The sequence below is a fragment of the Agromyces sp. CCNWLW213 genome (assembly GCF_037199545.1).
Classification (GTDB): Bacteria; Actinomycetota; Actinomycetes; order Actinomycetales; family Microbacteriaceae; genus Agromyces.
In genome coordinates this window covers 1-15,026 of record NZ_JBBBDX010000009.1, presented here as the reverse complement: position 1 = coordinate 15,026, position 15,026 = coordinate 1, and the positions used below count along the sequence as shown (strand labels likewise).

The following is a 15,026-nucleotide window of genomic DNA, read 5'->3' as shown; positions in this document are numbered from 1 at the left end:
GTCCGTGTGCAACCGGCCTCCATCGCACAAACGGCACTCCAGTGCGAACGGGGGCGGCACGCGCCGGGCGCACCGACGCGCACCACGCTCAGGCGCGGTCCGAGAGGAACCACCGCGACATCCGCACCCGCACCCGCCGCCGGAGCGGGAGCGCGCCGCGCGCGTCGGGACGCAGCTCGAGCGGGCGCAGCACCGGCGGTTCGATCCCCGCGCCGGCGGTGAGCCGCGCCCGCTCGGCCGGTCCGACCGGGCGGTGCTCCTCGACGTACTCGCCGCCCGGCAGGCGCACGAGGCGTCCGGTCTCGTATCCGTGCCGCAGCACTTCGCGGTCGCGCCGCTGCAGGCCGAGGCACACCCGCCGCGTCACGGCGAACGCGACGACCGGGCCCGTCACGAGCAGCACCTGCAACGCCCCGATGACCCCCTCGAAGCTCACCCCGAACTTCGTCGCGACCAGGTCGGCGCTCCCCGCCGCCCACAGCACCCCGAAGAACACGATGCCCGCGACGCCGATGCCGGTGCGAGCCGGCATGCTGCGGGGCCGCTCGAGCACGTGGTGCTCGCGCCGGTCGCCGGTCAGCCACTCCTCGACGAACGGGTAGGAGGCGACCGCCGCGAAGAACCCCGTCACGACCGCGAGCGGCACGACGACCGCGAGGGTCCAGGTGCGGCCGAAGAGCACGACCTCCCACCCGGATGGCACGAGCCGGAGCGCCCCGTCGAGGAACCCGGTGTACCAGTCCGGCTGGCTGCCCGCGCCCGCGTCACCCGTCGACGCCGGCCCGTAGAGCCAGATCGGGTTGATCGTGACCGTCGCCGAGATCGCGACGAGCACGCCGGTGACGAGCGCGACCAGCCCGGCGGCCCGGGCGACGCCGGTCGGCCAGAGCGGCACGCCGACGAGGTTCGACTCCGTCCGCCTCGCGTCGGGGAACTGCGGCGGCCCGTGCCGCCACGCCGCCACCGCGCGCAGCGCCACCAGCGCGACGAGCGACGCCGGCAGCACCGCGACGTGCAGGGGATACAGGTGCTCGATCACCCGCCCCGGGAACGGCCCGCCGAACAGCAGCGACGCGACCCACGTGCCCACGACCGGGATGCCGAGCGCGACACCCTCGGTGATGCGCAGGCCCGTGCCCGAGAGGAGGTCGTCGGGCAGCGCGTACCCGCTCCATCCGGTCGCGAGCGCCGCCACGAACACGAGCACGAGCAGCACCCACAGGCCGCGCCGGGGCCGCCGGAAGCCGCCCGTGAAGAACGTCGCGAGCAGCTGCACGATGATCGACGCGGGCAGCAGCAGCGCCGACCAGTGATGCGCCTGCCGGACGAGCAGGCCGCCGGGCACGTCGAACGTGATCCGCATGGTCGACGCATACGCCGCCGAGACCTCCGCGCCGTGCAGCGGCGCGTAGCCGCCCTCGTAGGTCGTCGGGTCCCCGGATGGCACGTAGAAGAACATGAGCCACAGGCCGGTGAGGGTCACGACGACGACGCAGGCGAACGTGACGATGCCGAACAGGTCCGTCCAGTGCGTCGGCACCCGGCGGCGGCGGAGCGCCTCGACGGCGGCGCCGATCCGGCGGCCGAAGACGGTGGCGTCGACGACGGATGCCGCGAGCCGGTCGGTCACGGTGGTCTGCATGGGTGCCTCCTCATGAGTGGCCTCACCCATACGACGCCGCAGCACGGCGATCTGTGACATCCGACCGGTCGGGTCTCGTCGCGCCGCCCGCCGCCGCCCGCGCGGTCAGCCCCGCGCAGTCAGCCCGCGCCCACCTCGCCGCCGCACGTCTCGCGGTGCTCGCCGACGCCCGCGAGGTACGTCCCCCACTCGCTCGCGGTGAGGTTCCGCCCCGCGAGCCGGCACGCGGCCGCCGCGAGGCGATCGGGGTCCAGGTCCCACACCACGATGCCCGTCGCATCCGTGATCGCGAGCGCCGCGCCATCCGGTCGCAGGAAGCCGGGGTAGATCAGCGGGGCGCTCGTGGTGATCGGGTCGCCGAGCCGCGTGCCCGTCGCCACGTCGTAGAGCGAGGCGGACTGGTCGTTGGACGTCGCGAGGAGCAGTCGGCCGTCGTCGCTGAACTGGAGCGTGTTGACCTCGCCGCTCGCACCGGGGAGCTCGCCGAGCGGTTCGAGGGTCTCGAGGTCGTATCGCGTGATGGCGCCCGCGGAAGTGCCGACCAGCGTGCCGTCGGGGCTGACGCTCGTGAGCGACGGGCCGTCGAGGGGGCCGGCGAGCACGTCGCCGTCCGGGTCGAGCACGACCGTCTCGTAGCCGCGCTCGGCGGCGGAGGTGACGACGATGCGCTCCCCGCCGCGCGTGGCGGAGACCGACCGCACGTACCCCTCGACCCGCAGCATCGGCTCGACCACGGCGCGGGTCGCGGTGTCGATGGTCCACACCTCGCCGGCGGCGCCGCCGCAGTACGCGCGCGCACCATCCCCGGACGGCCAGAGGTGTTCGCACTCGGTGCCGATCTCGTCGCCGTCCGTGAGCGCGCCGCGATCCGTGTCGTACCAGGCGTACCGCAGCGCCGTGACGTCCATGCCGACGAGCAGGTCGCGTCCGGCCCAGCCGACGCCCTCGAGGCCGCCCTCCCGGTCGGGCGGGATGTCGTCGACCATGCGATCCGCGGAGGCGTCCCACAGCGCGTAGTCGGTGAAGTCGGACGTGAGCGTCGCGCCGGGCGACCGCCGTGCGACGAGCAGCGTGTCGTCGCCGTAGCCGAAGCGGTCCATCGCCGCGTAGCCGTCGGCGATCCTGGTGCTCACGGGCCCGCTGCCGTCGAGGCGCCACCGGGTGATCGCCGGCGTCTCGAGCCCGAATGCGACGAGTTCCGACCCGTCGGCCGTCACGGCGAGGTCGCCGACCGAGCCGAGCTGCGTGTCGAGCACGCGCCCCGTGAGCTGGCCGGTGCGGCGGTCGCGTTCCTCGACCTCGCCGTAGTGGGTGCCGCAGTACACGCGCTCGGTCGCGACGGACGCGGCGAACCACGGGCACGGATCCGGGTTCGTGCCCGCGAGGCCCGCCGTCCAGCGCGTGGCGCCGGAACGGACGTCGATCGCGACGAGTCCGTCGGAGCCGACCGCGACGAGCACGCCGTCCGAGCCGACCGCGAGGTGGCGCTCGGAGTGACCCGGCGGGGCGTCGAGCGTGGCGACGACCTCGCCGGTGTCCGAGCGGATGACGCGGACCGGGCCGGCCGCGGACCCGGCGTACACGAGGCCGTCCGGTCCGAACGCCACCGCGCTGGTGATCGGCCACCCGTCTCCCGGCGCCGCCGCGGGCAGCCCGGGCACCTCGGCCACCGTGCTCGCCCGCGCGGCGTCGTGGATCGACACGATGCCGCTCCCGGTGCCGATCACGGCCACCGTCCGCCCGTCGGGGGAGATGGCGATCCCACCCGGTCCATCGGGGGTCACGACGGGCCCGGTCGCGGTCGATCCGGCGAGGTCGAGCACCGTGAACGCACCGCAGAGCCCGTGTTCGGTGATGCCGCCGTCGTCGCCGCACTCCTCGCGAGGCGCGCCGACGAGCAGGGCGGCGCGGGTCGCGTCCGCGCTCACGGCGATGCCGTCGCCGCCGAGGGGCCCGTGGTCGCTCGGCAGCTCGATGGCCTCGAGCACCTGACCGGAGTCCAGGTCGACGAGAGCCGGGCGGATCCCGTCGCGGGCCACGACGGCGCGGTCGGTGCCCGGCACGACGGCCCCGCGCAGGCTCGCCGCGTCGTCGATGTAGTGCGTGTCGACGACCCCGATCCCGGTCGTGAACGTGCCGAGCAGCGCGGACGTGACGCGCGGGTCGTCGGGCCAGCGGCGGTGCGCCTCGACGGCGAGGAGCGCGGCGATGTCGCGGTCGGTGCTCCGCAGCGCGAGCGAGCGGTTGACGAGCGCCTCGATCGTGGCCTGCTCCGCCTGGTGCCGCGCGTCGGCGCCCTGGCGGCCGGCGACGGCCACCGCGCCGACCGTCACGAGCAGCAGCACGCCCGCGGCCGCGAGCAGGACGCGCAGGCGACGGTTCTGCCGCGCATCGCGCCGGGCCTGCTCGCGCATCGCATCGCGCTCCGACGCCGAGCGCCGCACGGACGCATCGAGGAACTCCCGCTCCAGCGGAGTCAGGTCGGGTGCGGCCGCATCGAGGTACTCCTGCGTCGCCTCGAGGCGCGCTCCGCGGTAGAGCTCGCTGTCCGGCCGGCCCAGGCTCTCCCACCCCTCGGCGGTCGTCGAGAGGTGCCGCAGCACGCGCAGCCCCGCGCCATCCTCATCGATCCAGGACTGCAGCCGCGGCCACGCGCGCACGAGGGCCTCATGCGAGATCTCGAGCGCGTCGTCCTCCGCCGTCACGAGCCGGGCGGCGATGAGCCGTGCGACGACCTCGTCCCACTCCGCCGTGCCCCGCAGGGACCCGGCCGCGACGCGCAGGCGGAGCGGCGGTCCCTCGATCGAGGGCACGACCAGGCGCAGGAGCACCGAGCGGATGGCGCGCCGCTGCGGCGCCGTCAGGCCCTCGTACACGCGATCCGCCGTCCGGGCGACCGCCCCCTGGATCCCGCCGGACGCCCGGTAGGCCTCCACCGTGAGCACGTTCCCGTCGCGGAACTGCCAGGTCTCCACGAGGGCGTGCGACATCATCGGCAGCGCGCCCGACTCGCCCTCGGTGTCGCGGACGACGAGGTCGACGAGACCAGGCTCCACCCGGAGGCCGGCCTCGATCGCGGGTCGCTCGATCGCCTCGCGCAACGCGGCGCCGGTCGGGGCGGTCACGAAGTGCAGGTTCTCCTCGGCGAGCCGCCCGAGTTCCGGCGCCAGGCCGAGGCCGGCCAGCTGGTCGGCGCGCACCACGATGACCACGAGCCCGACGGATGCCGCGTGCCGGGCGAGCCCCGCCAGCTCGGCGCGGACCGCATCGGGCGATCGCTCGCCCAGCAGGAGCCGCTCGAACTGGTCGATGACGAGCACCGACGGCGCGGCGTCATCCGGGATCCCGATCGCGCCCGCGACGTCGGGCAGCACGAGCCGGCACGACCGCCCCCGCCGTTCGAGCGCCGGCACGAGGCCCGCCCGCACGAGCGAGGACTTGCCCGACCCCGACGGCCCCGTGATGACCAGGAGTCCGGTCGCGGGGGTGCGCTCCAGCAGGTCGGCCACCTCGCGGTCGCGGCCGAACAGCGGGTCGCCCGCGGCGAGCGGCGCGAGCCCCTTGTACGGGCACGCGGTCGCGACCGGCCGCGGCTCGGCGACCTGGTCGAGCCCGGCGTCCTGGTGGAGGATGCGCTGCTCGAGCTCGAGCAATCCGGCGCCCGGATCGATGCCGAGCTGGTCGCGCAGCAGTCCCCGAGCCCGGTGGATGGCGTCGAGCGCGTCGGCCTGGCGGCCGCACCGGTACTGGGCGAGCGCGAGGGCCGCCCACCGGCGCTCGCGCAGCGGATCCTGCGCGACGAGCGCCCGGGCGTCGCCCACGACCTCCCGATGACGGCCCAGCGCGAGCCGCGCGTCGAGCAGGTCGTCCTCGGCGGAGCGGATGACCTCCGTGAGCCGGGCCGCTTCGGCGGCCGCGGGGGGCCAGTGCTCGACGGAACGGTACGGCTCGCCTCGCACGAGGGCGAGCGCGCGCCCGAGGGCCGTGGCCGCGCGATCCGGCTCGCCCGTGCCGAGGAACTGCCGGCCGCGGGCGACGAGCTCCTCCATCCGATCGGCGTCGATCTCGACGCGGTCCGGGTCGAGCCGGTATCCGTCGTCGCCCGCCGTCTGGATCGCCTCGCGCGAGAGCGCCTTGCGGAGCCGGACCACGCAGATCTGCACCTGCTTCGGCCACGACGGCGGCGGCCCGTCGGCCCACACCGCCTCCGCGATCTCGGCCGGCGAGACCGTCCGGCCGTGCCGGATCACCAGCGCGGCGAGGACGCTGCGGTCACGTGGCCGAAGGGCCTCGCTCCCGTCCACCTCGATGGGGCCGAGCACGCGGATGCTCACGCGACGATCATCCGCCCGCACGATCCGGGCGTCAATGCGGCGGATACCGGACGGAAACCGGGGGAAGTCCGACGGAAACCCGGCCGAGGACCGTGGGAACCGAACCGCTCGAGGAAGGAACGTCCATGTCCACTCGCACCGTCCGACCGATCGCCTCCGCCGCGGCCTGCGGCACCGCGCTCGCCATGCTGCTCGCCGGGTGCTCGTCACCGCGCGCCGAGTCCGCGGCCGAGTCCCCCGCGCCCGCCGCGGCGGCCGAATCGCCCACGCCGTCGACCGACGCCACCACCTGCCCGAACCCGCACGGGGGAAGCTGCCTCGGCCCGCTCGAGGCGGGCGAGTACGAGACGACGACCTTCGATCCGACGATCTCGTACCGCGTGCCCGAGGGCTGGTTCAACTCGGAGGACCTGCCGGGCAACTTCTGGCTCTTCCTCGAGGAGGACGCCGAGGTGCAGTCGTCGGCGCGAGGCGGCAGCTACCTCGGCGTCTACACCAACGTCCACGCGGCGGCCCTCGACTGCGGGGAGGGCTGGGAGGACGGCGTGGGCACGACGCCCGCCGACCTCGTCGCCTGGTACCAGTCGATGCCCGGGCTCACCGTGTCCGAGCCGGTGCCGGCGAGCGTGGGAGGCCTCGACGGGCTGCAGGTCGACCTCGCCCTCGAGGACGGCGTGGAGGCCTGCGACTTCGGCGGCAACCCGGGACTCCCGCTCATCATCGGCGACGGCGTGTCGGACCTGCACCACGTGATCCTCGAGGACATGGACGTCCGGCTCGTCCTCCTCGAATGGGGCGAGGGCAACCTCACGCTCGAGATCACCAACGTGCGCGAGCAGCGCAGCGCCGAGGAGTTCCGCTCGCAGCTGCAGCCGATCATCGACTCGCTCGTCTTCGATGTGGCGCCGTAGGCGACGCCCGATGCTCCGCCCGGGCATGCGAACGGGAGGCCGCTCCGACCTCCCACCTTCAGGATACCGCGGACCCCCCGTCTTGCGGCAAGGGCCCGGTCAGGGCGCAGACTGGTCGGCCGAACGATCGGAGCGACCCCGTGGATCCCGCCACCACCAGCACGTTCGTGCTGCCCGAACGCCTGGCCGCCAAGGCCGACCCCGCCCTCATCGCCGCCGACGAGCAGCACTTCGCGCGCATCGCCGACACCCTCGAGCAGACCGTCGCCGAGCTCGCCGACCGGCTCGAGTCCCTGCGCCGTGCGCCCGGCGGCCACGGCGAGCAGGCGCTCGAGCGCGACCTCGAGATCCACCGGCTGAGCGCGCGACTGCGCACCCTGCGCCGCTTCTCGCTCGACCTGTGCCTCGGGCGCATCGTCGAGACGGATGCCGCGGGGCCGGTCTACATCGGCCGCCTCGGCCTCGTCGACCGCGAGGGCCGCCGCCTGCTCGTCGACTGGCGCGCGCCCGCGGCCGAGCCGTTCTTCGCGGCCACGCATGCCGACCCGCGGGGCCTCGCCAGCCGGCGCCGCTACCGCTGGACCCGGGGCCGCATCGCCGACTACTGGGACGAGGCGTTCACGCCCGCGGCATCCGCAGGCCCGGCGGGCGGCCTCGCGCTCGATGACGACTCGGCGTTCATCGCGAGCCTCGCCAGCAGCCGGTCGCCTCGCATGCGCGACGTGCTCGCGACCATCCAGTCCGACCAGGACGCCATCATCCGCGCCGGCTCCCGCGGGGCGCTCGTCGTCGACGGCGGGCCGGGCACCGGCAAGACGGTCGTGGCGCTGCACCGCGCCGCCTACCTCCTCTACGCCGACCCGCGGCTCGGGCATCGCCGCGGCGGCCTGCTGTTCGTCGGCCCGAGCCGGCCGTACCTCGCGTACGTGGCCGACGTGCTGCCGAGCCTCGGCGAGGAGGGCGTGCAGACGTGCACCGTGCGCGACCTCGTCCCCGAGGGCGCGACCGCGTTGCGCGAGGCCGATCCGGAGGTCGCCCGGCTGAAGTCCGGCGGCCGCCTGCTCGACGCGGTCGAGGCCGCCGTCCGCCGGTACGAGCGGCCGCCGGCCGAGGAGCTGCTCATCGAGACCCCGTGGGTCGACGTGCACGTGGGCGCCGACGAGTGGGCCGTCGCGTTCGAGTCCGTGGCATCCGCTGCCCCGCACGACGAGGCGCGCGAGGAGGTCTGGGACGAGCTGCTCACGATCCTCGTCGAACGCGCCGTCGACGAGGACCCCGACCTGCCCGAGGCCGCCCTCCGTGCGTGGCTCGCGCAGGCCGACGAGCTGCGCGAGACGTTCGCCCGCGCCTGGCCGATGCACGACCCGGTCGGCGTCGTCGCCGACCTGTGGTCGTCGCCCGAGCACCTGCACCGCTGCGCGCCGTGGCTCGCCCCGCACGAGGTGCGGGCGCTGCAGCGCGACGACCCGCGGGCCTGGACCGCCGAGGACCTCCCGTTCCTCGACGCCGCGCGGCGGCGCGTCGGCGACCCCGAGGCATCCCGACGCCGCAGGGCAGCGGATGCCGCGGCCCGCGCCCGGCGCGAGCGCATGGCCGACGTGGTCGACGACCTCATCGCGGCCGACGACTCCGACCTGAAGCTCATGTCGATGCTGCGCGTCGAGGACGCCCAGGAGTCCCTCCGCGACGACTCGGTGCTCCCGGCCGCCGACCCCGACCTGCTCGCCGGGCCCTTCGCGCACCTCGTCGTCGACGAGTCGCAGGAGCTGACGGATGCCGAGTGGCGGATGCTGCTCGCCCGCTGCCCGTCGCGGAGCCTCACGATCGTCGGCGACCGCGCGCAGGCGCGGCACGGCTTCACCGAGTCGTGGGAGGAGCGCCTCGCGCGCATCGGCCTCGACCGCGTGGAGCTCGCCGGCCTCACCATCAACTACCGCACCCCCGAGGAGGTCATGGCCGAGGCCGAGCCCGTCATCCGCGCGGCGATCCCGGATGCGAACGTCCCGACGTCGATCCGCAGCGCCGGCGTGCCGGTGTTCCGTGGACCCGTCGGCGAGCGCGACGCGATCCTCGACGCGTGGCTCGCGGACCACGCCGAAGGCACCGCGTGCGTCATCGGCGATCCGGCGTTCGCGCCGTCGCCCGAGCCGGGGTCGCGGGTCCGGTCGCTCACGCCCGGGCTCGCCAAGGGCCTCGAGTTCGACCTCGTCGTCCTGGTCGACCCCGACCGGTTCGGCGACGGCATCGAGGGCGCGGTCGATCGCTACGTCGCCATGACGCGCGCGACCCAGCGGCTCGCGATCCTCACGAGCGGATGAGCCGGGGAGTGGTGTGCCGGCGCGTCGGGGGATCGGCCGATCACGCGACGATCGCCCCGGCGGCGAGCACGAGTCCCGCCGCGGCGCCCCACGGCCGGAGCCGGTCGCCGTGCCGCCGGACCTTTTCGCCCATGAGCACTCCGGCCACCACGACGGTCGCGACGAGCGGATGCCCGGCGAGCGCGAGGACCGCCATCGCCGGCCCGCACGCGAGCACGCAGACCGCGCCGTTGCGGACCCCGAACGCCGCCGACGACCGGAACGCCGCGAGGCCGCGCAACCGGATCGGCGCCGTCCGGCAGCACCGCGCGAGCGCGCGGCGCTTGAGCGGCGTGAGCTCCCACAGCGCCGCGGCGACGATCGCCGCGACGAGGAGGGGCCGGTCGGCAGAGCCCAGCCATGCGGTCGCGCCGACGACCAGCGTTCCGACAGCCGTCCACACGCCGAGGTAGGCGAGCGCGAACACGGCCGCCAGCGGCGAGCGCAGCGCGGGCCGGCTCACGTCGGCCACGTATCGCACGGCCGGGAGGACCGTGGGCAGCATCATGGCCGCCGCCATGAGCGCCCACATCGCGAGGGCGGCGAGCAGGCCGGCTCCCGCGGACGCCGGCTCCGGAGGGACGGCGGCGTCGCCGAGCGGCGCTCCGAGCACGGCGGCCGGATGGCGGTGGGCGCCGCCGTCCGCTCCGGGATCCCCGCCGGCCGCGGCGTCCGTCACCGACATCACGCCGCACCACGCCGCCCACGCGGCGGCGGCGGCCGCGAGCAGCGCCGCCTCCTCGCGGCGGCGCGTGCGCACCCACTCGAGGAGCGGCAGCGACCGGAGCCGCGCGACCGCGAGGGGGTCGCGCGCCGAGGTCCCAGTGGCCGCCGACATCCGTCACCCCGCGAAGATGTCGATGCTGCCGATCGTGAGCTCGGGATCGGGGGACCGGTCGGTCGCCTCGCCGCCCAGGTGCAGCGTGACGCGGGCGCTCGAGGGGTTCCACAGCCCGTTCGCGATGAGGTACTCGACGATCTCGGTGATCTCGAACGTGAACGTCAGGCCGTGCTCGGAATCCGGGGCGTCCGCCCGCTCGGCGCCGAACGTCGGCAGCGTCGCCACGAACCGCGCGGCCTCCGGGGCCTCGCCGTCGGGGTCGAGGTAGAGCTCGTACATGCGGTCGGAGTTGCGCGTCACCGAGAGGTGCTCGACGCGGATGAAGTAGCGGGTCGGCGGCTCCGCGGCATCCGCCGCAGTCTCCTCCGGGACCGCGAAGCGCTCGCCGTCGTCGTCCGCGTCGCCGCCGCCGCGTGCGGAAGGGGGCGGCGGCACGGGCGCCGGAACGACCGGAGGCGGCGCATCGAGCGGCAGGTCGAGGGTCGGCGACTCGCCGCCCGAGAGGCGCAGGGTCCGGTCGAGCGCGCCGATCCGCTCCAGGCGCCGAGGCTGCGGCTCGGGCATGGGTTCGGCGGCCGGACCGGGCTCCGGACCGGCGGACGCCCGCACGCGCCGGTGCGCGTCATCCGGCCCGGCCCCGCCGGCGCCGACCTCGCCCTCGACCGGCGACGGCGGCGCCGGCACGGGCGGCCCGACCGGAACCGGCGGCCCCACCGGAACGGGAGCGAACACGCCCGCGAGCGCCGCCACCCACTCCGGCTGCAGCCGGCCCAGCACGAACACGGGCGCCGGCTTCGACAGGTCGTCGTACGCGTAGCCGAGCGGCGCGGTCTCGACGACGTCCGACGGATGCCACGGCTCGATGCCGCCGTCGAGCTCGAGGAACGGGAACGGCTCGCCCAGGTACGACATCCGCGTCTCGTCGCGACCGATGCCCTGCGTGAGCCGCCACACCTCCCAGAGCCGGTCGACGTTCGCGTGGTGCAGCCAGAACACCGGGTCGCGACCGGCGACCGCCGGATCGAGCATCTGCCCGCCGACCGCGTTGTGCACCGAGTTGTGGGGCGACCGCTCGAGCTGGCCCGTGCCGCCCGCGGCCACGTGGGTCGCGGGCGTGCGCTCGCCGCCGAACGACACGTTGACGGCCGGATCGAACGCGCCGCTGAACGCGAGGTTCCGGTCGAGCCATCCGGACGTGTCGAGCGAGGTCGGCGGGATCAGCGTGTCGACGAGCGTCCGGGCCGGCTCGTGCAGGCTGTTGGGGCCGCCGTCCGGGCGCGTCGGCGACCGGAACGGATGCGGCAGGAACGCCGCGGACGGCCGGTGGTAGTTCCAGTACGGCAGCGCCCACGTCGCCTTGGTGTCGTCGTCGACCTCGTCGAGGCCCGCGATCACGTCGATGAGGATGCGCTCGAAGAGCGCGAGGTACATCCGGTGCCATGGCAGGAAGTACCAGGTGCCGTGCTGGCACTTCGCCAGCAGCGGGTCGCCGGTCGGGATCGGCGTCCCGTGCAGGGCCGCCTGGTAGTCCCAGCGGGCCGGCGCGGTACGGGACGGGTCGCGCAGCGCGGCCACCGCCCGCTCGTAGGCGTCGACGATCGGATGCCACGGCGTGCCCGCCGTCGGCTGCAGCGTCCAGATGTCGCGGCGCACCCGCGGGGCGACCGGCCCGGGCTGCTCCGCAGCCGCGGCGATCTGGTCGAGGCGCTGCACGGTGAGCGGGCCGACATCCGCGATCGGCTGCGGCACGCCGAGCTCCTCGACCTTGAACCGGACCACGGCGATGGCGCTCTCGCTACCGAACTCGCCGTCGTCGCCGTGCAACGGCAGCACGTCGGGGCGCCACAGCAGCAGCGCGGCCTGCACCTTGGCGACCGCCGGATCGAAGCGGTTCTGCGTCTCCGAGATGCGGTCGAGCGCACCCGCGGCGATGCGCTCGAGCAGGTCGTCCCCGGCGAAGAGGCGTGAAGACAGCACGATGGACCCCCGTTCCCGTGCGGAGCCGGTCCACGGCACCCCTGACGCCGCGGGCGCTCCGATCGGTCGCAGGCTACTCCCGCGCGAGGGCCGCCCCCTCCGGGATGTCACTGATGCGGCCCGGGTCGTGGCGGCGCACGATCCCCCCGTACACCATCGGAATGGCCGGCCGCCCGCACGCGGCGCCTCCACGTGCACGCACGACCGCCATGCGGACTGGAAGCGAGCAGATCATGGGACTCATCGAGGGCAGGGAGCCGAAGCCGGCCGACACGAGCGAGGTGCGACCGCGGGTCGTGGTCAAGGTGCGCGACGAGGCGCGGCGCGAACGCGCGCTCCGCGACCGACCGCGCGAACGGCGGGCCGGGGAGCCGGAGGAGGATGTCGGACGCGAGCTCGTCGACGCGCTCGCCTACCTCGGCGACGTCATGTCCGACCGACAGCGACGGGTCGCCGACGAGGCGCACCTCGAGTCGCTCGTCGACGAGCGCGACCGCATCGGCACCGGACGCCGGGCTCGGTTCGACGGGTACGCGGCGATCACGGTGCGGGACGCGGCATCCGCCGAGGAACTCGCGAAGGAGCTGAACGCGCGCGACGACATCGAGACCGCGTACGTCGAGGGCGGGCCGACGCCGCCGCCCGTCGACGCGGGAGACGACCCGCGCAGCGGCGACCAGGGCTACCTCGACGCCGCACCCGAGGGCATCGACGCGCGGTGGGCGTGGGATGCCGCCGACGGGAGCGGGGTCGGGTTCGTCGACCTCGAGCAGGGCTGGACCCTCACGCACGAGGACCTGGCCGCCGCCGGGATCACCATCATCTCGGGGGTGAGCCAGGCGTACCACGGGCACGGCACCGCGGTGCTCGGCGAGGTCGTCGCGGTCGACAACGCGATCGGCTGCGTGGGCATCGCGCCGGGCGCGACGGCCCGCGTCGTGTCGCAGTTCCGCACGTCGACGTCCTACAGCACCGCCGCCGCGATCATCTCCGCGACCGACGCGATGTCGCCCGGCGACGTGCTGCTGCTCGAGGCGCAGACGACCGCCGCGGGCTCGAGCACGAGCTACCTGCCCGTCGAGGTCGAGCAGGCGGTGTTCGACGCGATCCGCGATGCGGTCGACGCGGGGATCGTCGTCGTCGAGGCCGCCGGCAACGGCGGCAACGACCTCGACGACTGGACCGACGGCGAGGGCCGCCACCTGCTGCAGGTCGGCCACGACGACTACCGCGACTCCGGCGCGATCATGGTCGGCGCCGCGACCTCCGCCGCCCCGCACTCGCGCCTGGGCTTCTCGAACCACGGCAGCCGCATCGACTGCTACGCGTGGGGCGAGGGCATCGACACGACCGGCGACGGATGGCAGGGCACGTCGACCACGGAGTACACGGGCTGGTTCGGGGGCACCTCGGGCGCGAGCCCGATCGTCACCGGGGCGGCGGTCCTCCTGCAGAGCTGGCGGCGGCGGCGGACGGGCTCGCCCATGGACCCGGCGACCGTCCGGCGGTGGCTGAGCTCACCCGTGAACACGCCGAGCGCGGACCCCGCGACCGACCGGATCGGCGTCATGCCCGACCTCCGCGCGATCTTCGAGGCCATCGAGCGCGACGAGCGGTTCGGGCGCATCTCCGATCGCTACGTGTACTGGGTGCACATCCTGTTCGGGATCATCGACGACGCACCCGGCGTGGTGTGGGTCCCCGGCCGCGGACCCGTGCCCGTCGACCCCGACTGGCGCACGATCGGGGTGAAGGGGCGGCGCGAGCTCGTCGCGGCGATCTCGCGCGAGGCGCGCTCGTTCGACGGGCGCCTCACCGCGAAGCAGCTCGACCGGATCGCGGGGGTGGCGTTCCGCAAGCTCGGCGGGTGATCGGCGCGGCGGGAGCGCCCGCGCCGGGTCACTCCTCGACGCCGGGCTCCCCGCCCTCCAGGCCGCCCTCGGTCGACTCGCTCATGGGGTCGGCGTTGCGCGGCGCGCCGGGCGTCTGGGGCGACTCCGGGTCGCCGGGCTGCTCGTCGCGGTACTCCTCGTCGGGGACGTTCCTGTCGCTCATGGCTCGCTCCTTCGTGTCCGGCGGTGTCCGGCGCTCCTCGTGTCGGCGTCGGTGCTCCCACCCTCCTGCGGGGCGGCGGGCGCCGTCACCGGGTTGACAGCCGGGGTTGCAGACGAGCGAGCGGATGCCGCAGCGGCGACGTGGACGTCCGATTCCCGCGACATCCGCTCGCCGCCCGGTGCCGCGCACGCGCGAGAATCGACGCATGACCCGCCGTCACGCGACGCTGCCCACGCCGCTCGGCGACCTGCTCGTGGTCGCCGACGACGGCGGACTGGCCGGCGTCTACTTCCCCGGGCACTGGCATCCGCCCGCCGCGGAGTCGCTCGGCGCCGAGGTCGACGCGCCGCGCGACCCGCTGTTCGCGCAGCTCGGGGCCGAGCTCGCCGAGTACCTCGACGGACGCCGCACGGACTTCGACCTGCCGCTCGCGGCGGTCGGCGACGACTTCCAGCAGGCGGTGTGGGCGATGCTGCGCGAGATCCCGTTCGGCGAGACCGTCACGTACGGCGAGCTCGCCGCGCGGCTGGGCGACCGCAACCTCGCGCGCCGCGTCGGCAACGCGGTCGGGCGCAACCCGATCAGCATCCTCGTGCCGTGCCACCGGGTCGTGGGCGCCGACGGATCGCTCACCGGCTACGCCGGCGGGTTCGAGCGCAAGCGGCGCCTGCTCGAACTCGAGGGCGCCGCGGTGGTGGCGCAGCGGCGGCTGTTCTGAGCCGCGGGTGCGGGTCGGAGCGGAACGCAGACGAGCCGGGCGATGAGCCCGTACGGCCGACCGTGACCCGGATCATCCTGCGAACGTGCGGCGCCCGAGGGCGCTCAGGAAGGCGAGCGGGGGGGGGGGGGGGGGGGGGGGGGGGGGGGGGGGGGGGGGGGGGGGGGGGGGGGGGGGGGGGGGGGGGGGGG

General features: G+C 75.2%; 9 protein-coding genes. 4 read left to right on the top strand and 5 right to left on the bottom strand.

All coding sequences use genetic code 11. The annotated features are described in order from the left end of the window. Positions 1 to 88 precede the first annotated feature (88 nt). Together qcrB and WBQ80_RS14865 are read right to left on the bottom strand one after the other, a co-directional pair. Positions 89 to 1,642, bottom strand: a complete 1,554-nt coding sequence (gene qcrB, locus WBQ80_RS14870; protein ID WP_336572277.1) for a cytochrome bc1 complex cytochrome b subunit — start codon at positions 1,640 to 1,642, stop codon at positions 89 to 91. Positions 1,643 to 1,761: 119 nt separating this feature from the next. Next, a complete protein-coding gene (locus WBQ80_RS14865; RefSeq protein WP_336572278.1) occupies positions 1,762 to 5,976 on the bottom strand; it encodes an nSTAND1 domain-containing NTPase in 4,215 nt (1,404 codons plus the stop codon). Positions 5,977 to 6,101: 125 nt separating this feature from the next. Here WBQ80_RS14865 and WBQ80_RS14860 point away from each other — a divergent pair, with 125 nt between their 5' ends. Together WBQ80_RS14860 and helR are read left to right on the top strand one after the other, a co-directional pair. Continuing rightward, complete coding sequence (locus WBQ80_RS14860) at positions 6,102 to 6,887, top strand: hypothetical protein (protein ID WP_336572279.1); 786 nt, start codon at positions 6,102 to 6,104, stop codon at positions 6,885 to 6,887. A gap of 140 nt (positions 6,888 to 7,027) precedes the next feature. Beyond that, complete coding sequence (helR, locus tag WBQ80_RS14855; RefSeq protein WP_336572280.1) at positions 7,028 to 9,205, top strand: RNA polymerase recycling motor ATPase HelR; 2,178 nt, start codon at positions 7,028 to 7,030, stop codon at positions 9,203 to 9,205. Positions 9,206 to 9,245: 40 nt separating this feature from the next. Here helR and WBQ80_RS14850 read toward each other — a convergent pair whose 3' ends face one another. Further along, positions 9,246 to 10,082, bottom strand: a complete 837-nt coding sequence (locus tag WBQ80_RS14850; protein ID WP_336572281.1) for a copper chaperone — start codon at positions 10,080 to 10,082, stop codon at positions 9,246 to 9,248. Positions 10,083 to 10,085: 3 nt separating this feature from the next. Beyond that, on the bottom strand, positions 10,086 to 12,062 hold the full coding sequence (locus tag WBQ80_RS14845; RefSeq protein ID WP_336572282.1) for a tyrosinase family protein: 1,977 nt from the start codon (positions 12,060 to 12,062) through the stop codon (positions 10,086 to 10,088). A 209-nt stretch (positions 12,063 to 12,271) separates the two neighbouring features. Here WBQ80_RS14845 and WBQ80_RS14840 point away from each other — a divergent pair, with 209 nt between their 5' ends. Continuing rightward, a complete protein-coding gene (locus WBQ80_RS14840; protein WP_337282592.1) occupies positions 12,272 to 13,933 on the top strand; it encodes a S8 family peptidase in 1,662 nt (553 codons plus the stop codon). Between the two features lie 28 nt (positions 13,934 to 13,961). On the opposite strand, the gene WBQ80_RS14835 is transcribed toward WBQ80_RS14840, so the two are convergent. After that, positions 13,962 to 14,117, bottom strand: coding sequence for a hypothetical protein (locus tag WBQ80_RS14835; protein ID WP_336572285.1), 156 nt, complete (start codon positions 14,115 to 14,117; stop codon positions 13,962 to 13,964). Between the two features lie 205 nt (positions 14,118 to 14,322). Here WBQ80_RS14835 and WBQ80_RS14830 point away from each other — a divergent pair, with 205 nt between their 5' ends. Next, positions 14,323 to 14,835 carry a methylated-DNA--[protein]-cysteine S-methyltransferase gene (locus tag WBQ80_RS14830; RefSeq protein WP_336572286.1) on the top strand — a complete coding sequence of 171 codons (513 nt, stop codon included), beginning with the start codon at positions 14,323 to 14,325 and terminating at the stop codon, positions 14,833 to 14,835. The last annotated feature ends 191 nt before the right edge of the window (positions 14,836 to 15,026 follow it).

Bases quoted from the DNA above. Each gene is read 5' to 3' on its own strand.
- WBQ80_RS14830 (WP_336572286.1), top strand. From the start codon at position 14,323: ATGACCCGCCGTCACGCGACGCTGCCCACGCCGCTCGGCGACCTGCTC.
- WBQ80_RS14840 (WP_337282592.1), top strand. From the start codon at position 12,272: ATGCGGACTGGAAGCGAGCAGATCATGGGACTCATCGAGGGCAGGGAG.
- WBQ80_RS14835 (WP_336572285.1), bottom strand. From the start codon at position 14,117: ATGAGCGACAGGAACGTCCCCGACGAGGAGTACCGCGACGAGCAGCCC.
- WBQ80_RS14860 (WP_336572279.1), top strand. From the start codon at position 6,102: ATGTCCACTCGCACCGTCCGACCGATCGCCTCCGCCGCGGCCTGCGGC.
- qcrB (WP_336572277.1), bottom strand. From the start codon at position 1,642: ATGCAGACCACCGTGACCGACCGGCTCGCGGCATCCGTCGTCGACGCC.
- WBQ80_RS14850 (WP_336572281.1), bottom strand. From the start codon at position 10,082: ATGTCGGCGGCCACTGGGACCTCGGCGCGCGACCCCCTCGCGGTCGCG.